Source organism: Mycobacterium sp. pUA109 (assembly GCF_041287095.1).
Taxonomy (GTDB): domain Bacteria; phylum Actinomycetota; class Actinomycetes; order Mycobacteriales; family Mycobacteriaceae; genus Mycobacterium.
The window spans coordinates 13,485-32,828 of the sequence record NZ_JBGGKS010000017.1 but is presented as its reverse complement, the minus strand read 5'-3'; the positions used below and the strand labels follow the sequence as shown (position 1 = coordinate 32,828).

The following is a 19,344-nucleotide window of genomic DNA, read 5'->3' as shown; positions in this document are numbered from 1 at the left end:
CCAGATAAAGCCTTCGGGTCAACCCGAGGATCCGGGTTGATGGTCGTCGGTGGCAGACAGCACCTGCTTGGAAAGGTCGTCACGTAGTCCAGCCAGCAAGAAATCCAGTCCTCGCTCAAAGGAGCTGTCGGAGACGTGGATCCCATAGTCGTCGGCACTGCGGTGCAGCAGCGGGAACTCGCTGCTCGGCAATGTTCGCACCCGGCGGGCGAGGTCGTCATCGACGGTCGCGGCGACCCGGACTCCCGCGAAGCCCTGCGCATAGGCGGTGAGGATACCCATCGCCTCAAGCGCTGAGCGCGGTGCGAACCCGGCACGTTCGAGCGTCGCGAGCATACTCTCCCGGACTCGGAACAGGCTTGGATTCGGCGACCGCTGTGCCCGTAGCGCATTGGCTGCCCCAGGGTGGCGGACCACCACTGTGTGGATGGTCAAGCTCTGGCGCCGCAGTTGCTCGTCCCACGGCAGATCGACGGAGATATCGGCCAAGATACCTTCGAACAGCACGGCTGCCACCCCTTCGAGCAGCGCCTCCTTGTTCGCCACGTAGCCGTAGAGCGTCATCGGTGCGATGCCGAGCCGCGCCGCCAACCGCTTCATCGTCAGTGGGACCTCTGGTTCCTGATCGAGAAGCTCCACCGCGGCCGCCAGAACTTCGTCCCGCGCGTAGCGGGCGGGATATCCGCGTTGTCCCATCGGTACTTTAGCTCCGCATCCCTGTCAGCGACCCCCGGACGGCACAGCTGGGCCAGGTCAGCGCTTCTTGCGGTCTCGCCATGCCGCCACCAGTTCCGCGTTCTGCCGCGGCGTACTGCCGTAGGTGGCGATCTCATCGGCGCCGGCGTCGATGAAACGTTGCAGGTTCTTGACGCATTCATCGACGGTACCGATCGCGCAGCTGTCGTGGATCCATTCCCGCGGCAACACTGAGGCCGGGCCCAACATCTCGTGGCGGTGAAACGTCAGATCGGCGGCGCGGACCAGTCCCTTGAATTGCTCGTGGTTGCGCATCTCGTTCACCGGTCCCAAATCCCAGCCGTTGGCAGTGGCCAGCGCATCGCCGTAGTACGGATACTGCAGGTAGGTCACCAGTCGACCGGCACTGATCGACATCGCCTCCACCTCGTCCATGTTGGGTGCGGTGACGACGGGGACCACCACACGGATTTCGCCGGGGTCGCGGTCGAAGCGGTCACAGGCCACCCGGATTCGTTCTTTGGCAGCAGCCACCATCACGGGGGTGACGACCGGGGGCAGGATAATACCGTTGAACCCGGCCTTGACGAGACATTCCGCGCCCATCGCATGGGCGTATCCGGCCAGCCAGATCTCCGGCTGCTTCCCGACATAGGTGTCAGCGAAGGCGAGATGGCTGAACTTGCCGGCGGGCCCGTCGTAGTTGACCGCCTCACCGGCCCACAGCCGCCGGTAAATGTCGACATAGTCAGCCATCGCCTCAAAGGTGGTGACCTTGATCCCCATACCTTTGAAGGCATCTTTCTCACCGCGTCCGAGACCCAGGATGAACCGCTCACCGTGCACTGCGTGGAAGGTAGCGCCCAACGATGCCGCCGACCAGGCGTGCCGGGTGGAGGGCACGACGATTCCGGTCCCGATTTCTAAGCGAGTCGTCTTCGCTCCGACGGCACTGAGAATGACATCGGCCTGCTTGATATCCCAGCGTTCGGACAGCCAGACTCGACGAAATCCGAGCTGTTCGGCATCCACTCCGTCTTGGACACCCTGCGCCGGGGTACGCCCCTCGGTTTCGCGCTCGTAGCGGTCGGCCTCCGAACTGACCTGTCCCGCAATGATGAACGCGCTCATATCTTCGGCTACAGGTTGCAGTTCCGCAGTCATAGAAAGACCGTATGTCGTACGGTCTTATTGTGTCAAGGGGGTTGTCGGTGTGGTGATCGCGGGCTGCGTGGCCGCGGGGTTAGGCCAGCAGCCGCCGGTAGTCGGTGGTGCGTTGACGGGCCGGGCGGCCGATGCCGTCGGCGATCGCCACCAGTTCGGCGACCGTTTTCGCCGACCCGTATTCGGAGCCGGCCATCCGCGAGATGGTCTCCTCCATCAGGGTGCCGCCCAGATCGTTGGCGCCGCCGTTGAGCATCACCTGGGTGTGGGCCACCCCGAGTTTGACCCAGCTGGTCTGGATCTGGGGGATGCGGCCGTGCAACATGATCCGAGCCAGCGCGTGCACGGCCCGGTTGTCGCGGTGGCTGGGCCCCGGCCGGGCGCCGCCGGCCAGATACAGCGGCGAACTCTGGTGCACGAACGGCAGCGGCACGAATTCGGTGAACCCGCCGGTGCGGTCCTGGATGCCGCGCAGCACGTTGAGGTGCCCGACCCAGTGCCGCGGCGAATCGACGTGGCCGTACATCATCGTCGAACTGGAACGCAGCCCCACCTCGTGCGCGGTGGTGACGACCTCGATCCACAGCGAGGTGGGCAGTTTGCCCTTGGTCAGCACCCAACGCACCTCATCGTCGAGGATCTCCGCGGCGGTGCCGGGGATGGTGTCCAGCCCGGCCTCGCGCAGCCCGGTCAGCCACTCCCGGATGGATAACCCGCTCTTGGTGGCCCCGTTGGTGATCTCCATCGGGCTAAACGCGTGCACGTGCATCGAGGGCACCCGGGCCTTCACGGCCCGCACCAGATCGGCGTAGCCGCTGATCGGCAGCTCCGGGTCGATGCCACCCTGCATGCACACCTCGGTGGCACCAGCGACGTGGGCCTCCCAGGCCCGGTCGCCGACCTCCGCGGCCGACAGCGAATAGGCGTCGGCATCCCCTTTGCGTTGGGCGAACGCACAGAACCGGCAGCCGACGTAGCAGACGTTGGTGAAGTTGATGTTGCGGTTGATCACGAACGTGACGTCGTCGCCGACCGTGTCGCGGCGCAGCGAATCAGCCAGTGCGGCAACCGCATCCAAGGCCGGTCCGTCGGCGGTGGCCAGCGCCAGGTATTCGGCGTCACTGCAGCCAGCCGGATCGCGTTCGGCCGAACGCAGCGCGGCCAGCACGTCGGTGTCGACGCGTTCGGGTGCGCGCGCGGCCAGTTCGTGCACCTTGTCGCGGATCGACTCCCAGTCCCCGAACGCGGAGTCCAGATCGCTGCGGGTCTCGGTGGCCCGCCCGTCGGTGTCGATCGCCGCGTGCAGGTCCACCCGGCCGGCGGAGGCCGCCTCGTCGGGCTCCTGCCACACCAACCCGACCGGGTTGACGTCGCGGGCCCAACCGGTGGCGGGGTCGGCCAGCGCGGCGACGTGGCCGGCCACCCGCGGGTCGATCCACCCGGCCCCGGCCTGCACGTAGGCGGGCTGGGCGGTCAGCCGCTGCACCAGGTCGTAGCCGGCTTCGGCGGTGGCGTCGGCCAGCTCATCGAGGGCCGGCCACGGGCGCTCCGGGTTGACGTGGTCGGGGGTCAGCGGCGACACCCCGCCCCAGTCGTCCACGCCGGCACCGATCAGGGCCAGGCACTGCGCGCGCGACACCAGGTTGGGCGGGGCCTGCACCCGCATCTTCGGGCCCAGCACCAGCCGAGCCACCGCCACGGTGGCCAAAAAGTCATCGAAGTCGGCGTCGGGCGTCGCGGCCATCGCGGTGTGTTCTTTGGCGCGGAAGTTCTGCACGATCACTTCCTGAATGTGCCCGAACTCCTTGTGCACCTTGCGGATCGCGTGCAGGGTGTCGGCGCGTTCGGCCAGGGTCTCGCCGATGCCGACCAGCAGACCGGTGGTGAACGGGATGGACAGCCGGCCGGCGTCGGTCAGGGTGCGCAACCGCACCGCCGGGTCCTTGTCCGGGCTACCGTAGTGGGCCAGCCCCTTGGTCTCGAACAACCGCCGCGACGTGGTCTCCAGCATCATGCCCATCGACGGCGCCACCGGCTTGAGCCGGGACAGCTCCGACCAGCTCATCACCCCCGGATTCAGGTGCGGCAACAGGCCGGTCTCCTCGAGCACCCGAATGGCCATCGCCCGCACATAGGACAGCGTGGAGTCATACCCGCGCTCATCGAGCCACTGCCGCGCCTCCGGCCAGCGGTCTTCGGGCCGGTCCCCGAGGGTGAACAACGCCTCCTTGCAGCCCAGCTCGCCACCGCGGCGGGCGATGTCGAGGATCTCATCGGGTTCCAGATACATGCCCGCCCCGGCGGCGCGCAGCTTGCCGGGCACGGTGACGAACGTGCAGTAGTGGCAGGTGTCCCGGCATAGGTGGGTGACCGGGATGAACACCTTGCGCGAGTAGCTGACCGGCAACCGGCCGCCGGGCCCCCGCCGGCCGGCCGATTGCAGCCCGGCGTCGCGCACCCGGGCCGCGCTGGCACACAGGTCGGCCAGGTCGTCGCCGCGGGCGGTCATCGCCAGGGCGGCCTCGTCGACATTGAGCACCACACCGTCGCGGGCGCGGCGCAACACCCGACGCAGCGCCGAGGAGTTCGAGGCCGGTATCTCTGCCGGATCAGCCATGCCGGCGTTGTCCGCTCATACCATCCCTGCGGGTGGCTCTGGCTTATAGCAGACCCGAGCGGCCACCCACCGCGTGATGTCGATGATCACCTGCTCGCCTCCGGGCTCATTGCACACGTCGTGTCGCATCCCCGGGTAGGTCAGCAAGGTCTTGTCAATAACGGTTGCGGCGCCGACCAAGTCGCGGCTGCGCTGTGGATGGGCAGTCACGTCCGCATCTCCGTGAACCACCAGTAGCGGCGTGCCGAGCTTAGGGATCTCGTTGGGCACGGCGCGCATGACAGCAGTGAACTCACCGATCAGCCGGGCGGTGAAGAATCCATGGTGCACCAGCGGGTCGGCCTTGTAAGCCGCCAGGACCGCCGGGTCGGACATCATCGAATCAACGGGCATCCTGAAAACCGGCAACCAGGGCGCGATCAACGACATAACGCGCGCAGCACCGAACACTGCAGACGGCGCTTTGTCGCCGGGCCCAAGGGCAGGCGCGATCAGCACGAGGCCGGCAAGTTCACCGTCGGCAACGCGCGTCAGAGAATACGACGCACTAATCAGTCCGCCCAGGCTGTAGCCGACGAGAAACAGGGGTACCCCGCCGCCCCGCCTGCGGGCCAGGTCCAGGATGAGGGCGAGGTCGTCTAGATAGTCGCTGAATCGCTTCAAGCCTCCCCGGCGCCCACCTGAACGACCATGCCCACGTAGATCGGGAGCCACGACCGCCCACCCGCACGACACCAACGCGGTGATCAACCGCGGATAGCGCCTGCCGTACTCAGCGCCACCGTGCAGGAAAACGATGCTTGCCCGCGGGGGGTTATCGGAGTCCCAGACCTGCCAAGCCAACGGTGTACCGTCATCGGCGGTGAGGACCCCCGTGTGTGTCGGTAGCATTCGTCTTCCTCGCGATCGTTCCCGAGCTACGATCCGGCAGCCGCCCCGGCTGGCGTGCGGACACTTACGCGCCCGCCGATTTCTTGAGCGCACTGCACAGCTCGACCATCCAGCTCACCGAGGAGGGTGCGTCGGCCGGATCCCCAACGATCGGCAGGTAGTCGATGGGCATCACCCAGTCGATCCCGGCCTCCAGGTACGGAACGATCTGCTCGGCGACTTCGCCTGGCGTACCAGTGATCCAGGCCTTCCGGACGTGCTTCTCGGTGGTCGCCGCCACGATGGCGTTAACCAGCTCATCCGGCGTGGCGTAGGGCAGCAGGTCCTTGAAGTACGTCCAGCCGGGCGGGAACGGCAGCCCGAGCCCTTCCTCTTCCCACTGTCGAGACTCGACGCGGCCGGTGGCGGCGCTGACGAATTTCATCACCGGGTTGTGGCAGGCCCGCTCGATGGCGGCAGGGTCGGAGTGCATCAGCACAGTCGCCCACAGCCCGATGCGGAAGCTCGCGGGGTCGCGGCCCTTCGCATCCACCTGGCGCCGGATACCGGTTACCGCCTCGTGCACGGCCTCCGGAGTGGTCAAGGCGTTGGGGATGGCGACCGCCAGGCCGTCGGCCCAGGAGGTGACGTAATCGGTCAGCTGGGGGCCGCCGCCGAGACCCCACACAGTCGGCAGGTGTTGCCGCGCCCCGCCCAGGAACGCCCTGTTGAACGTCCAGCGCTTGCCCTCGTAGTCGAAGGGGCCATCGTGCTCCAGCATGGCGCGGTAGATCCGGAGCAGGTCGCGCAGCCGGGACATGCCCTGGTTGGTCGGGTGCCCGAAGGGCGCTAACTGTTTGGCCTCGCCGCCGCCGATCTGGAAGTTGGCTCGGCCGCCGGTGAGATGAGCCAGCGTCAGCATGGACTGGATCAGCTCGGCCGGCCCATGGCGCACACTGTCGGTGGTCAGGTGAAGGTTCAGCTTCGGCGCCGCGGCGTGCACGTATGGAGCGACCATGAACGCATCCATCGCCGAATCCGGGTCGCCGATCACGGCAGCCATGGGGGTGTTTTCCGGGGTCCACAGCTGGCGGGGGATGAACCCGGCCAGCTGGTCGGGGATCAGCACCCCGTCCACGACGCCGCTGTCTTGCAGTGCGCGGCACTGCAGGGCGAGGGTGTCGGCGGGAAAGTGACGGTCGGTCCAGACGCCGACGCAGGTCTCAAGCATGCCGGGCTCCGTTGGCCCAGGCGTGCGCGAGGGTGGCGTTCTGGCCGGGTGTGCTGCCGTAGGTGACGAGTTCGTCGGCTCCGGCATCGCGGAACCGTTCGAACATCGTCAGGCAATCACCGATCGAGCCATACGCGGCCGACTCGCGCATCCAGCCCTCGGGCACCAGTTTCGCGGGCTCCATCAGCTCGGAGCGGTGGTAGCGCGCGTCGGCGATGACGTCGGCTCCCCGCAGTTGTTCGTGGGCGGCGATGGTGTCCAGCACCGCCGGGTCCCAGCCATTGAGCCGGCACAGGGATCGGCCCCAGCCGGGGGACTCCAGGTAGGTCAGCGCGCGGGCGTGCACAATTTGGCGGGTCTCGATGTCGTCGAGTTCCGGGGCTGTGACCACGCACTGGGCGATGCGCAGGGTGGCGGGATCGCGGCCGATGCGTTCGCAGGCCTCGCGCAGCCGCTGCACCGCCGCCCGGGTCGCGTCCGGGGTCATGTTGGGCACCAGGAGGATCCCGTCCATGCACTCGGCCACGACCTGGGCTGCCTTGGGCAGACCGAAGGTGCCGAACCAGATCTGCGGATGCGGGCCGTCGTGCAGGTCGGGTAGCGCGAGCTTCGGATAGTGGCCGGCCGGTCCGTCGTAACTGACGGTCTCGCCGTCCCACAACCGCCGAACAATGGAGACGTAGTCCCGCAGGGCGTCGAAGTTGGCCGCCCACATGCCCAGACCGCGCATCACATCGTTGTCGCCTCGGCCCAGGCCGAGCACGAACCGGGGGCCGTACGCGCCGTGCATGGTGGAGGCAAATCCGGCAGCGTGCAGCGGGTGTCGGGCCGCCGGGGGTATCACGCCGGTACCGACCCCGATCCGGGTGGTACGCGCCGCGATGCCGCCCAGCAACGCGCCGGCCTCCTTCAGATTCCACCGCTCGGACAAGAACACCCGGCGGAACCCGATCTGTTCAGCCTGCACCCCGTCGTCCACCCCCTGGGCGGGGGTGCGGGCCGCGGTCTCGGATTCGGGGCTTGGGCGGGCTTTCACCCGACCGGCGATCACGTACGCCGAGAGGTCCTCGATGACTGGGGCCGTGGCGGCGGCGGTCGTCGGCGCGGTCACGCCGCCGCCACCGTGTCGAAGGAGTTCAGGTCGTGGCAGTGCGTCAGGGCGCGCAGCAACGCAACGTCGGCGAGTCCACGGTCGTCGGCTTGGGCGAGGGCACCGATGAGGGCGATGCCCTGGCCGAGCGGGTAGAGGATGGTCTGGCGGTAGTGCGACACGCATTCCTGCCACGGGTAGTCGCGCACGCCGTGCTGACCCAGCCGGGCGTGGTAGCGGCGCAGCAGTGGTTCCCAGTGCTGCCGTAGGTCGTCGAGGTTCATGCTCCCGGCGAGCAGGTTACCCAGATCCTGGGTGCCCCGGCTGACCCCGATCATCTGCCAGTCCACGAAGATCGGGGCGCCGTCGGCATCGAAGAACACGTTGTCCAGCCGGCAGTCGTTGTGGATCACCGTGCGGGGGCCCTCGGCGCAGGCGTGCAGAACGTCCAGCCAGCGCGGGGCGAGCCGCTCCACGGCGTCGATCGCCCCGGACGGCGCCCGATCGGCATACCGCTCACGCAGCACGGGTACCCCGCTACCCACCATCTGCGCGATGGCACCGGCCAGCTCCGGCTCGGTGGGTGAGACCAGCCACGGCTCCTGACAGACCGGAGAGTTCCAGAACGCGGCGTGTTGGTCGGCCAGTGCATCGATGACCCGCTCGGCGTCCGCGACCGCGAGCCCGACCACCTGGTCGCCGGCGCGTAAGCCGACGAGGTCTTCCAGCAGCAGCGGGGTGGTCCAGCCGTCTCCGCCACCGAGGCACCGGGGGCTGCGCAAACGGGCCCGGTCCGCGAAGCCGGCGTAGAACCGGGACTCCCGCTCGAAGAGGTGCATGGCCGCATCGATCGTGGCCCGCCGCTCATCGGCGGCCCGGATCTTGGCGATCGCGCTCGCGGGGCCGGGCGGGGAGCCTGGCGCGTATGAAAACCGGACCCGGGCGATGTCGCCCATTGCGCCGGTCACTGCCAGCGGCTCGCTGCGCACCTCGGTGACCCTCACCCTCGGGAACCCGCGGGAACGAAGCTCGCGCTCGCACCACCTTGGATCAAGTGCGCGCAGGCTCGGTGCCACAGCGGAACCCACCGCGTCCGACGCAGTTTTTTGACCAGCCATAACACGACTCCCGTTGCTGCCGCGGGTCGTTCTCGGACACACGTCCGCGCGGTTAGTAACTTGTTACCAACATTCGTCGCTGCTACGTTACTACGGATGTCAAGCCCTTCACGGCGGCTGTCCATGGAACAGCGACGAAGCCTGATCTTGGCCGTAGCGCGCGAGGAGTTCCTCGCTCAGGGGGGCTACGCCGGAGCCCGCATTCAGGCCGTCGCGGACGCCGCTGGCGTCACCAGCGCGCTGATCTACAAGCATTTCGAGTCGAAAGAGATGCTCTTCGAGGAAGCGATCATGGCGCCGGTGCACGAGCTGCTGGCGGCGCGCATCGAGGAGGTCCGCACCCTGCCGCCGGACCCGACGGGTACCGCGCAACGGGAGAGCACCCGCCGGTTTATGCGCACCCTGCTGCGCACCTTCGCCGAGTCGGTCCCGGCGCTCGGGGTGATCTTGTTCGGCGAGCGTGACGTGGCCCGCCGGTTCTATGCCGTCCATTTCCAGCCGCTGATCGACGCCGCCATTGAAGCCAGCAAGGCCAACTTGAGCCGTTGGCCGCACCGCGACTTTGACCTCGACACCGCCATCAGCGCGGCCTTCGGAGCGGCGTTTTGGACCGCACTTGACCTGTCCATGCGTGGGGGCACGCCCGACCAATTGGACCTGCCGGCGCTCGATGTCCAGGCCGATCGACTCGCCGACTTGCTCATCGACGGTATCAGCGCACCGCCGCGACCCCACGATTAGGACGCAGCAGCGCGACCCGGACGGCCATGCCAGCCGCTGGGCCCTCAACTGGGGGCGGCTGGCGCGTCGGCTTGTAGAGCGTCAAGTCCCACCGACGGCGCGATCTCGACGAGTCGACGGCGCGCAAAGAGCCACCGGTTGTGCTGTTTGACGTAGTCGTCGGTGTAGTAACCGAGGACCTGCAGGTCGGTACCGAGGTACCTGCCGAGGACGTGAACGTGCACCGTTCCGGTGGCCTGGTCTCCGTCGAAGTCGCTGATCCGGTGGTTGCTGGTGAGGTGGATCAGGTAGTCAATCAACCCCTCCATGCCACGGAAGGTGGTGTCTATGGCTGGCCGACCGTCGCAGAACGGGATTCCGATGACGGTCTCGTCGAACTGGCCCTCCTCGGCGAACAAGCCCGCACACTTCCGATACTGCTGAGTGTCGCAGTAGTAGGAGTAACGGGCAACCAGATCCTGGATTGCTAGCCGGTCGTCGATCGGAACGGCGGTCGCTCCCATCGGTGCTCCTTTCGTCACAGTGCGGCGGTCGGGTTCACTGCTGCGGATCGGAATGGTCTGCAGCCCGGATGATCTCAAGCGTTCCGTTCGACCCGTCGACCCGGCACCAGTCACCGGTGCTAATCCGGCGGGTGCCGTCTCCGGTGCCCATGACGCACGGGATGCCGAGTTCGCGGGCCACTACGGCGGCGTGGCTAAGCACGCCGCCGATGTCAACGACGAGGGCGGCGGAGGTGAACATCACCGAGGCCCAGCTGGGGTCGGTGAATGGTGCGATCAGGATCTCGTTGGCGTCGACGTCGACGAAGTCCGGGTTCAGCACGACCCGTGCGCGGCCTTCGATGACACCAGCGCTCGCGCCGACGCCCCGCAGCACGAGCCCCTGACAGGACGGGACGACACTGCCGGGCGCGATTGCCGGCAGACCTCGCCACGAACCGGGCAGCGCCTCCGTGAGGTACTGCTCGTGCAGCCGCCGGCGCTCGGCGACAACCGTCTTGGCCCGGTCGGTGCGCCCTAGCCGGAGAAGCTCCCGTGCGGTGAGGTACGCAGCGTCATCGGGGTCAACGAGCACACCGGCACGGGCCAACTCCTCGCCGGCCCGCCGGGCGGCGGCCCGCGCGACGTCGAGAACCTGCAGATACGCGATCTTCCCGACACCACGCAGCGGTACGTAGCGCGCGGCGAGCCCGAGCGCTAACCGTGCACCGGCACGCCGCGACCGGGGTATCCGGGCGAGCAGCCTCATCTCGGCGGCCCGCCGCTGCTCGACGCGGCGGCGCATCGCAGCCTCAGGTCGTTCGCGCTCGGAACGGCGCGCGTAGCCGTTGGCGAGGCTGACCACGGGGGCAGCGTCCTCGCGCCAGACCCGGCTGGCAATCTCCCCCTCGTTGGGCCCGTGGTAGCCATGCCGCCGCAGGAACTCTGTGAGCGCCAGCCGGTCGCGCGACAGCTCCCACAGATCGTCCACCATGTCCAGTTCGACGTGCATGCCCTGGCCGGCCAGCACCTGGTCGGCCAGGTCTGGTTCGCCGACGCGTTCGGCCAGCCGGTGGATCTGATCGTAAAGCGGCTGCACCACGGCGAACGTACAGGTGATGTGGGTGTACATGGCGTCGTCGAAGCGCTGCAGCGCGGCCTCGAACCGTGCCCGGGCTGCGCCGAGATCCATCCGGCCCACGGAACTGACCTGGTTCTCCCACCATCGGGTTGTGGTGGTGCGCAACCGTCGTACGCGCGTTGGCGCCGACAGGGCGGCGGCGGGGAGCCTCGCCGCGATGATCGGTAGCCGGCGTCGGGTGGGCCGGCTGCGGAAGTCGTCGGGCAGCGTTCCGAGGATCTGTTCGGCGACCGCCGCCCCGGTCGTGCCGGGAAGACGGTCGCCCATGTCCCCCAGGAAGCTGACCTTGGCAGCGAGGCGCCCGTGGAACACGCCCATGATCCGCTGGGCCGAGTCGATGGGGACCTGGACGTGCGCCTTTTCGAGGGCACCGAACGACACGAAGGCCCGGCGCAGCGCATGTTCGCTGCTCTGGCCCCAGAACGTCCAGTTCAGCGGGGTGAGCACGCCGGGGACCGCCTCGCCCATGTTGGAGGTGCTCCACCATGCCTCGTTGTCCCACTCGCCGTCCACGACCCCGACCGGGTCCAGCGGAGTCATTGCCGGCCCTGAGGTATTCCGGCAAACATCAGATTCCCAGCAGTCAACGGCGGGCGCCCAAGTGGATCCCGAACCGGGACGACTGCGCTCGCCATGCTGACTGATGCTAGGGACGCTCGTGGCCTCCGAACAGGACATCCAAGGACCCAGTCATAGCATTTTCGGACATCGGCGGCTAACGTCCCGGCCATGAGCACCACCGCCGCCTCCTGGGACTTCCCACGTGGCGTGTCCGGCATCCGTGTCCTGCTCGAGGTGGCGCGCGAACTTGGCATCCCGATCGCCGACCTGCTGGATGGCAGCGATCTGTCCCCGTCCTCCCTGACGGACGCGGACACAATCGTCGATGCTGCCCAAGAGATGACCGTCATCCGCAACCTGGTACGCCTCGGCGGTGATCGGCCCGGGCTGGGGGTGGCCGCCGGACGACGGCTGACCGTCGGCATGCTCGGGGTATGGGGTTTCGCCATGCTGCTCAGCCCCACCGTCAGCGATCTGCTCGACATCGCGCTGCGCCATGGTCACGGCAAGCTGTCCTGGATCTTCATGCGACCGACGCTCGTCCGCCGGCCCGGGTCAGCGCGACTCGAGCTCGACGCTTCCGAACTGAGCCCGGCCGTCTACCACTTCATCCTCGAACGGGACCTCACCAGCACCGCCACGGCCATCGGGCGCATCGTCGGACAGCAGCTGCCGCTTCTTCTCGAGACGAGCTTGCCGGCCGAACGGCGGCAGGCTCTGCGGGCTGCCCTTCCGCAGGCGGTTAGCGTCGGCGGCAGCCACCGGAACGCGTTCGTGTTCGACACGGCCACGCTCACCCGCCCGCTGCCGATGGCGGATCCCCTCACCGCCGAAGCCGTGGAGCGGCAATGCGTCGATCTCGCGGTACGCCGCGCCCGCCACGCCGGACTCGCGGGCAGGATCCGGTACGCGCTGCACCGCAGGCCCGCATCGGCACCGACCCTGGCGGACGTCGCCGCGGACCGCCACGTCGACCCCCGCACCATACGCCGCCAGCTCAGCGCGGAAGGGACCTCATTTCGAGCCCTTCGTGAAGAGGTCCGTCATCGCCTAGCCCTCGAACTACTGGACACCGGCGAACTCACTGTCGCCCAGGTGTCCCACCGCTTGGGCTATTCGGACCCAGCCAGTTTCAGCAGAGCTTTTCGCCGATGGACCGGCCACTCCCCCAGCGCCTACCTTCTCCGCAGCTGACGGCCCGCCGCCGGTGCTGCGGATGGACAACCCCCAGCGAGATCTCGTCGATTCGGAGACGCGTAGAGCGTCCGCCACACGATTTCGGCGCCTGTGTCGATCAGTGACGTTGCGTCACCACAAGTGGGGACCACTTGCTGCATGACGCGATCGACCATCGATATCAGCCATGCCGCCGTTGCATCCGGGGCGAGGTCGGCATCTATCCAATTCTCCCGTTGACCACGCATGATATGCCGTCTCAGCTCCCCCCGTTTGCGCTGAAAGGCTTCGACGCGCTCGTGACGAAGGTGGGGATCATGCGCCGTCATTTCCTGTATCGCCGCCAGTACGGTCCGACTCTTGCGATGAATTACGGCAAGTTCTTCGAGCGCTCCTGAGACGGCCGAGCGACCTGGGCTGGATACATTCAACCACTCGGCGTAGCCGGCGGTCACTTGAGCGTCGAATTCCTGGTGCCAACCACGAACTAGTTCGCCTTTGTCTTCGAAGTACAGATAGAAACTCGCGCGTGAGATACCGGCACGTCGAGCGAGGCGCTCGACGCTGAGTTCGGCGAAGCTCGTATTGTCCTCCTCGACGCACGCGGCCGCCGCATCGGCGAGTGCCCCGAGCGTGTCGACCCGGCGAGCAGCACGGTTGGGTAGTTGGCGCCGCGCCTCTCTGCTCATGGACCGGTCAGTTCTGAATACAGCGCTCTCCAGACGACATCCGTCACAGCGGAGGTGTATTTTTTCAAGTCACGGTCGACCGCGGGTCCGACCAATTGCAACTGGCCGTACTCCAACATCCACGTCAACCACAGGGCGAGATCATGCGCCGAGTGATCGGACGTGATGGCATTGGCCTCTTGCCCCAACCGAATATGTTCCTCGATCGCGGCCACAAACGCTGCCATCATTCCGGTGAAATGATCCCGGATCACCGGATCTTGGTTGGCCTGTTCCACAATACAACGCATGACGACCCGGTGGGATCGGTAAGCGTCGAATATCGCCGCGAACGCCGCTTCGTAATCAGATTTAGAGGCTCCGGCGGTCAGCTCCAACCATGCGTCGGCAGCGTGCAGGAAATCGTCTTGAACAGCACCGACGAGGTTCGACAGGAGCCCACTTTTGTCTCCGAAGTATTTATAAAATGTCGAACGCGCAATGCCGGCTTCGCCGACGAGTCGTTCAACGCTCAATTGTGCGTAACTCGCGCCCTCGTCGACCAACCGTTCAATCGCATCGGCGAGTCGACGCTGGAACTCCGAGGCAACCGTCTGGTTCCGCCGGACGACGCTGTCAGCGCGTTGCCGTCGACTCGGAAGCGCTGCTGACACGCCATCGATCATAACGGCGGGGCGCGGTGTACCGGCCTGCCCCGGATCGCGTCGCCCGTCCATGGGGCGCACGCCGGCCATGGGGATTGTGTTCTGGATCGCATTCTGCATACAGTGTGTCTAGTCGCTACGACTTCGCCGAAAGCGCCGCATCGCCGAGATCCACGAAGTGCTGCGCAACATCGAGGTTGTACAGCTGGTGGCACCGGAAGGCCACCGTCGCTGATGGCAAAGCAGGACAGGACAAGTCGTCCCCCAGCCCAGCCCGCGGCTTAAAATTTAATAAACATTAGATTCATACCTGAGCGCGTCACCGCTCCCGGCAATCGAAGGACAGATCATGCAGGACTCTTCCGTGCCACGCGAAGCCGATGTCATCGTCGTCGGATCCGGACACAACGGCTTGGTCGCGGCCGCGTATCTGGCCAAGGCTGGCCTCGACGTCCTGGTGGTGGAAGCCTCGCCGACCGCCGGCGGCATGACGTCGACCAATCCGTTTGCGCCAGAGGCGCCGGAGTACATGATCAACGAGGCATCGATCCAAGCGTCGTTGTTCCGCACCACGACCATCGACCGGGATCTGGGGCTGTCACGGAACTATGGCCTGCGTCAGACGGTGATCGACCCGGCACATTTCCAGCTGTCGGCCGACGGGGCCTCGCTGGGCCTGTGGCGTGATCCCCGCAAGACCGCCGCCGAGCTCGCGTACTTTTCCAAAAAGGACGCCCGCGCGCTGATCGAGCTCTACGAGGTGATCGACGCCGCTGTGGAGATCGGGCTGCCGATGATGCAGACCAGCGTGACCCAGCCTGAGATCAAGAACATCCTCAAATCGGCGCGCGCACTGGCCAAGAACCGCAAGCAGCTCTCCGCGCTGGGCCGCTGGATGAGCAGCTCCCAAGCCGAGGCCGTCGAGGAGAGCTTTGAGCACGACATGATCCGCGCACCGATGCTAAGTAGTCTGCCGTTCATGCCGTTCGACGCCGACATGTCGGGCTGGTCGCTGATCTATCTGGGGGTGCTGTCCAAGTACGGGGTGGCGATGTTCCACGGCGGCACCGGCTCGCTGCCCAAAGCCCTGATCGGCGTCATCAAAGACAACCACGGCGACGTGATCACCAGCTCACCGGTCGAGGAGCTGATCGTCACCAACAACCGGTGCACCGGTGTACGCATCAAAGGCGGCGCCGAAATCCATGCCCGCCGTGCGGTGTTGACCGCATGCAGCCCCAGGACCACACTGACCCGGCTGCTGCCCCGCGGTGTACTTGAGCCCAAGAAGCAGAACGCCGCCGACCACATCCCGACCCGCAAACGCGGGATCGCCGACGCCAAGGTCAACGTGGCACTCTCAGGCCGGATCGATATGTCCAAACATGAGAAGTGGCGCGACGACGGGATCGACCTGCGCCAAGCGTGCAACTGCTACCACACCTACGCACAAGCACTCGAAGCCGCCAGGGCTTGTGTGCGCGGCCAGGTGCCCGACGCGATCCCCGGACTGGCCCAAGTCACCAACTCCTTCGACCCGTCGATGTCGCCGCCGGGCAAGGATCTGTGGTGGTTCTGGACCGGCCTGACCCCGTCCTTCCCTGAGGAGGGTTGGGATGTGGCCCGCAAGAAGATCACCGACAGCATCATCAAAGACGCCGAAATCTATTACAAGGGCGTCGAAGACATGCAGGTCGCCGTGCGACCGCTGGTACTGCCGGATATCGAGGAACGATTCTGGGCCATCGACGGGTCTGTCTATCACGTGGACCCAACCATCAGCCGCTTCGGCCCCAACAAGCCGGTCGCCGGCTTCGCCGGCTACAAAACCCCGGTCGAAGGCCTCTACCTCACCGGATCGGGCACCCACCCCGTGGCTGGTATCAGTGGTATGCCCGGCCAGAATGCAGCACGTATCATGCTCAAACACTTCAAGATCCAGGACAAGGGCGGACGCCTCGGCGCACTCAAAGACTTGCTGACCACCCGCAAGAAAGCTGATGTGGACCCGTACTCCAGCGGCCAGAACGACCCCTTCCCCACCGGCTAGGCACCGGAAAGAACTTCGGGATGATCGCCTCGGCGGGCGCCTGAGGTCGGTTTGTTTGACGATGAAATATGTGCGTGGCTGCAAGCGGCATGGCGGTATCCAGCCCATTACATTCCCACCAGAACCAAAAAGATTGGATAACAAAATGACTGCCATGTCTGCTTTCGGCTCTTCCGTGAACGAGTTTCTGCAGCGTGACCCGCGGGCAGCCCTCGGCGTGCAAGCGATGGGGGTGCTGGGCTGTGCGCTGGCGGAAAAGGTTCACCCGCCGACCCCGCGCACGGCCGACGACGTGCCGATCTCTGGTGCCCACGTCACACCGGAGTGGCTGACGGCGGTGCTGTGCCGGGGAGTGCCGGGTGCGAACGTGGTGAGTTTCAGCAACCCTGGCGGCAGCAGCGGTAGCACCGAGCGTCTCGCGCTGCGGGTCGTCTACAACGACGCAGGACAACGGGCGGGCCTGCCGACCGAACTGTTCACCAAGGCGGGCACAAAGGTCAGCCAGCGCCTACTCACCGGTGGCGCCGGCGTGCTGCACGGCGAAGAACACTTCTACATGTCGCTGCGCGACAAGACCACGATGGAAGCTCCCCGCGGGTACTGGGCCAAGGCCGACAACCGCTCGTGGCGCTCGATCACGATCATGGAGGACATCGTCGCAACGCGGGGAGCGCGATTCGTCGGCCCGACCGAACGGCTCACCGAAGATCAGATGCACGACCTCGTAGGCACGCTGGCCTGTATGCACGGCCAACTCTGGGAAGACCCGGCCATCACCGTGCTACGCACCCTTCGTCAGTACATCGACCGCGCGTCCGCGATGGTCGCCGCGCGCGATCGAGCCGCGGTCGGCATGGACCGTGCCGCGCAGGAAATCCCAGCACGGCTGCACGGACAGGCGGACCGCATCTACGAGGCCACCGTGCGCTCGCTGAATATCGGCACCGATGAGATGCCGCAGACCCTGCTGCACGGTGACGCCCACGTCGGGCAGACCTACGTCACGGCCGAGGGCAAGATGGGCTACGCCGACTGGCACCACTGCCTTCGTGGCGGCTGGGCCTTCGACTTCGCCTACGCCGTCAACTCGGCCTGCGAACCGGAGGATCGCCGCAAGTGGGAACGCGGGCTGATGGAGACCTATCTGAGGGCACTGTCCGAACACGGCGGTGTGGCACCGAGTTTCGAGGAGGCCTGGCTCAGTTACCGCCAGCAGAGTTTCTGGCCGCTGACCGCTTGGCTGTTCACGATCGGACGGGCCTGGTACCAGCCGGAGATGCAGCCCGTCGACCGCTGCAAGGCGATCATCCGGCGCACTGCCGCGGCTGTCGACGACCTCGACGCATTTGGCGCGCTCGGCATTTGACTTCAACCCAGGCACACCGGCACTCGGCCAACATTCGGCCCCATCCGACCAGTGGCGGATTCGACGTCGACGGCGAGATTGAACCGCGTTCTTCTTCTTGAAACTGACGTTGGTACATTCTCTTACGAAACCTGCCCAGTGTTGCGTTGGAATACGTTGTATAGTCCGGTATTTCGATCGCATGCGGTAGATGCGACTCTGCCGCCGCGAGTAACCGATCCATCGCCGAGGTTTCCGCCCCGGTAGCCACCGCCGCGCCGTCAGGATGCTCGACTGGCTGCTACCGGGCGATTTTTATCTAAACATCAGAGCGATACCGTTGTTCCGGGAACAGACGTTGACATATGCGCGAGCGACCGGAGCTCAGCTAATCAGCGCGTGACACAGTCAGTATCGGCCGCCATGACAAGGCAGCGACCCGGGCGATCTAGTGATTGCGGAGGTGACCGCTGACACATATATTATTCGTGATTAGATTTAACTGGCAGCCGGGCGAGTGAGGACCGAAGGCGATGTCAACCACGTCGACTACGGTCACTCACGCCGCACACCCAGGCGCTTCCGGGTGCTGAGCGACGTTGGAGGAAGGGTTTCCCATGGGTGTCGCCATTGAGGTAGAAGGACTGACTAAATCCTTCGGTTCTGCGCGGATCTGGGAAGACGTCACGATGACGATCCCGCAGGGTGAGGTCAGCGTGTTGCTGGGCCCGTCGGGTACCGGCAAATCGGTGTTTTTGAAGTCGCTGATCGGGCTGCTGCGGCCTGAGCGTGGTTCGATTTTGATTGACGGCACTGACATTATTGAGTGCTCGGCCAAGGAGCTCTACGAGATCCGCACCCTGTTCGGGGTGTTGTTCCAGGATGGCGCGTTGTTCGGGTCGATGAACCTGTTCGATAACACCGCGTTCCCGCTGCGGGAGCACACCAAGAAGAAGGAGAGCGAGATCCGTGACATCGTCATGGAAAAGCTCGCCTTGGTCGGTTTGGGTGGGGATGAGAAGAAGTTCCCCGGTGAGATCTCTGGTGGTATGCGCAAGCGTGCCGGGTTGGCGCGGGCGTTGGTGTTGGATCCGCAGATCATCTTGTGCGATGAGCCGGACTCGGGTTTGGACCCGGTGCGTACCGCGTATTTGAGCCAGTTGTTGATTGACATCAACGCCCAGATCGACGCGACGATTTTGATCGTGACGCACAACATCAACATCGCGCGCACCGTGCCGGACAACATGGGCATGTTGTTCCGCAAGCAGTTGGTGATGTTCGGGCCGCGTGAGGTGCTGTTGACCAGTGATGAGCCGGTGGTCAAGCAGTTCCTCAACGGGCGCCGGATCGGGCCGATCGGGATGTCGGAGGAAAAGGACCAGGCCACCATGGCCGAGGAGCAGGCCATGATGGACGCCGGTCAGCACCACGGCGGTGTCGAGGAGATCGAGGGCGTGCCCCCGCAACTGTCCGCGTCGCCGGGGATGCCGGAGCGCAAAGGGATCGCCCGGCGCCGGGCCCGGGTCCGCGAGATCCTGCACACCCTGCCCAAGAACGCTCAGGCCGCGATCACCGACGACCTGGAAGGAACCCACAAATACGAAGTGCACGACTTCCCCGACGACGAACCGCCCACCAACTGATCACTATTCAGCGAAACCCGAAGCCGACGCCGGTTGCGGCGTACGCGGAAAGCAGGTTGCACACATTGGCGCGTCACCGTCGG

General features: G+C 66.0%; 16 protein-coding genes. 5 read left to right on the top strand and 11 right to left on the bottom strand.

The window, feature by feature from the left end; genetic code table 11:
- Window positions 1-18: 18 nt before the first annotated feature.
- The 7 genes from ACAG26_RS19180 to ACAG26_RS19150 form a co-directional block, all read right to left on the bottom strand.
- Window positions 19-696, bottom strand: coding sequence for a TetR/AcrR family transcriptional regulator C-terminal domain-containing protein (locus ACAG26_RS19180; protein WP_370484655.1), 678 nt, complete (start codon window positions 694-696; stop codon window positions 19-21).
- A 57-nt stretch (window positions 697-753) separates the two neighbouring features.
- Window positions 754-1,860: a TIGR03857 family LLM class F420-dependent oxidoreductase gene (locus ACAG26_RS19175; RefSeq protein WP_370484654.1), complete on the bottom strand. Its 1,107-nt coding sequence runs from the start codon at window positions 1,858-1,860 to the stop codon at window positions 754-756.
- Between the two features lie 79 nt (window positions 1,861-1,939).
- Window positions 1,940-4,477, bottom strand: coding sequence for a bifunctional FO biosynthesis protein CofGH (locus tag ACAG26_RS19170; protein ID WP_370484653.1), 2,538 nt, complete (start codon window positions 4,475-4,477; stop codon window positions 1,940-1,942).
- 15 nt (window positions 4,478-4,492) lie between these two features.
- Window positions 4,493-5,368 (bottom strand): alpha/beta fold hydrolase, encoded by an 876-nt coding sequence (locus tag ACAG26_RS19165; protein ID WP_370484652.1) that lies wholly within the window; start codon window positions 5,366-5,368, stop codon window positions 4,493-4,495.
- A gap of 64 nt (window positions 5,369-5,432) precedes the next feature.
- A complete protein-coding gene (locus ACAG26_RS19160; protein ID WP_370484651.1) occupies window positions 5,433-6,578 on the bottom strand; it encodes an LLM class flavin-dependent oxidoreductase in 1,146 nt (381 codons plus the stop codon).
- Window positions 6,571-7,689, bottom strand: coding sequence for a TIGR03857 family LLM class F420-dependent oxidoreductase (locus ACAG26_RS19155; RefSeq protein ID WP_370484650.1), 1,119 nt, complete (start codon window positions 7,687-7,689; stop codon window positions 6,571-6,573). Before ACAG26_RS19155 ends, ACAG26_RS19160 begins: the two co-directional genes overlap by 8 nt.
- The gene (locus ACAG26_RS19150; protein ID WP_370484649.1) at window positions 7,686-8,672 is read right to left on the bottom strand and encodes a phosphotransferase; all 987 of its coding nucleotides are present in this window, start codon (window positions 8,670-8,672) and stop codon (window positions 7,686-7,688) included. Before ACAG26_RS19150 ends, ACAG26_RS19155 begins: the two co-directional genes overlap by 4 nt.
- Window positions 8,673-8,882: 210 nt before the next feature.
- Here ACAG26_RS19150 and ACAG26_RS19145 point away from each other — a divergent pair, with 210 nt between their 5' ends.
- The gene (locus ACAG26_RS19145; protein ID WP_370484648.1) at window positions 8,883-9,527 is read left to right on the top strand and encodes a TetR/AcrR family transcriptional regulator; all 645 of its coding nucleotides are present in this window, start codon (window positions 8,883-8,885) and stop codon (window positions 9,525-9,527) included.
- Between the two features lie 44 nt (window positions 9,528-9,571).
- On the opposite strand, the gene ACAG26_RS19140 is transcribed toward ACAG26_RS19145, so the two are convergent.
- Together ACAG26_RS19140 and ACAG26_RS19135 are read right to left on the bottom strand one after the other, a co-directional pair.
- Window positions 9,572-10,030 (bottom strand): nuclear transport factor 2 family protein, encoded by a 459-nt coding sequence (locus ACAG26_RS19140; RefSeq protein WP_370484647.1) that lies wholly within the window; start codon window positions 10,028-10,030, stop codon window positions 9,572-9,574.
- A 34-nt stretch (window positions 10,031-10,064) separates the two neighbouring features.
- Complete coding sequence (locus ACAG26_RS19135; protein ID WP_370484646.1) at window positions 10,065-11,690, bottom strand: PEP-utilizing enzyme; 1,626 nt, start codon at window positions 11,688-11,690, stop codon at window positions 10,065-10,067.
- Between the two features lie 189 nt (window positions 11,691-11,879).
- Between ACAG26_RS19135 and ACAG26_RS19130 the strand changes: the two genes are divergently transcribed.
- The gene (locus ACAG26_RS19130) at window positions 11,880-12,905 is read left to right on the top strand and encodes an AraC family transcriptional regulator ligand-binding domain-containing protein (RefSeq protein WP_370484645.1); all 1,026 of its coding nucleotides are present in this window, start codon (window positions 11,880-11,882) and stop codon (window positions 12,903-12,905) included.
- Here ACAG26_RS19130 and ACAG26_RS19125 read toward each other — a convergent pair.
- Window positions 12,887-13,576: a TetR/AcrR family transcriptional regulator gene (locus tag ACAG26_RS19125; protein WP_370484644.1), complete on the bottom strand. Its 690-nt coding sequence runs from the start codon at window positions 13,574-13,576 to the stop codon at window positions 12,887-12,889. The two genes, ACAG26_RS19130 and ACAG26_RS19125, sit on opposite strands and share 19 nt — an antisense overlap.
- On the bottom strand, window positions 13,573-14,340 hold the full coding sequence (locus ACAG26_RS19120) for a TetR/AcrR family transcriptional regulator (protein ID WP_370484643.1): 768 nt from the start codon (window positions 14,338-14,340) through the stop codon (window positions 13,573-13,575). The genes ACAG26_RS19125 and ACAG26_RS19120 overlap by 4 nt, the downstream gene beginning before the upstream one ends.
- A gap of 229 nt (window positions 14,341-14,569) precedes the next feature.
- Here ACAG26_RS19120 and ACAG26_RS19115 point away from each other — a divergent pair, with 229 nt between their 5' ends.
- The 3 genes from ACAG26_RS19115 (at window position 14,570) to ACAG26_RS19105 (ending at window position 19,261) form a co-directional block, all read left to right on the top strand.
- Window positions 14,570-16,270, top strand: a complete 1,701-nt coding sequence (locus tag ACAG26_RS19115) for a phytoene desaturase family protein (RefSeq protein ID WP_370484642.1) — start codon at window positions 14,570-14,572, stop codon at window positions 16,268-16,270.
- Between the two features lie 154 nt (window positions 16,271-16,424).
- Window positions 16,425-17,636, top strand: coding sequence for a phosphotransferase (locus ACAG26_RS19110; protein ID WP_370484641.1), 1,212 nt, complete (start codon window positions 16,425-16,427; stop codon window positions 17,634-17,636).
- A 596-nt stretch (window positions 17,637-18,232) separates the two neighbouring features.
- Entirely contained in the window at window positions 18,233-19,261 is a 1,029-nt protein-coding gene (locus tag ACAG26_RS19105) for an ABC transporter ATP-binding protein (RefSeq protein ID WP_370484640.1), read from the top strand.
- Window positions 19,262-19,344: the final 83 nt, after the last annotated feature.

Coding starts and splice junctions, on each gene's coding strand:
- ACAG26_RS19125 (WP_370484644.1), bottom strand. CDS start 13,576: ATGAGCAGAGAGGCGCGGCGCCAACTACCCAACCGTGCTGCTCGCCGG.
- ACAG26_RS19115 (WP_370484642.1), top strand. CDS start 14,570: ATGCAGGACTCTTCCGTGCCACGCGAAGCCGATGTCATCGTCGTCGGA.
- ACAG26_RS19140 (WP_370484647.1), bottom strand. CDS start 10,030: ATGGGAGCGACCGCCGTTCCGATCGACGACCGGCTAGCAATCCAGGAT.
- ACAG26_RS19135 (WP_370484646.1), bottom strand. CDS start 11,690: ATGACTCCGCTGGACCCGGTCGGGGTCGTGGACGGCGAGTGGGACAAC.
- ACAG26_RS19105 (WP_370484640.1), top strand. CDS start 18,233: ATGGGTGTCGCCATTGAGGTAGAAGGACTGACTAAATCCTTCGGTTCT.
- ACAG26_RS19175 (WP_370484654.1), bottom strand. CDS start 1,860: ATGACTGCGGAACTGCAACCTGTAGCCGAAGATATGAGCGCGTTCATC.
- ACAG26_RS19165 (WP_370484652.1), bottom strand. CDS start 5,368: ATGCTACCGACACACACGGGGGTCCTCACCGCCGATGACGGTACACCG.
- ACAG26_RS19110 (WP_370484641.1), top strand. CDS start 16,425: ATGTCTGCTTTCGGCTCTTCCGTGAACGAGTTTCTGCAGCGTGACCCG.
- ACAG26_RS19180 (WP_370484655.1), bottom strand. CDS start 696: ATGGGACAACGCGGATATCCCGCCCGCTACGCGCGGGACGAAGTTCTG.
- ACAG26_RS19120 (WP_370484643.1), bottom strand. CDS start 14,340: ATGCAGAATGCGATCCAGAACACAATCCCCATGGCCGGCGTGCGCCCC.
- ACAG26_RS19160 (WP_370484651.1), bottom strand. CDS start 6,578: ATGCTTGAGACCTGCGTCGGCGTCTGGACCGACCGTCACTTTCCCGCC.
- ACAG26_RS19145 (WP_370484648.1), top strand. CDS start 8,883: ATGTCAAGCCCTTCACGGCGGCTGTCCATGGAACAGCGACGAAGCCTG.
- ACAG26_RS19130 (WP_370484645.1), top strand. CDS start 11,880: ATGAGCACCACCGCCGCCTCCTGGGACTTCCCACGTGGCGTGTCCGGC.
- ACAG26_RS19170 (WP_370484653.1), bottom strand. CDS start 4,477: ATGGCTGATCCGGCAGAGATACCGGCCTCGAACTCCTCGGCGCTGCGT.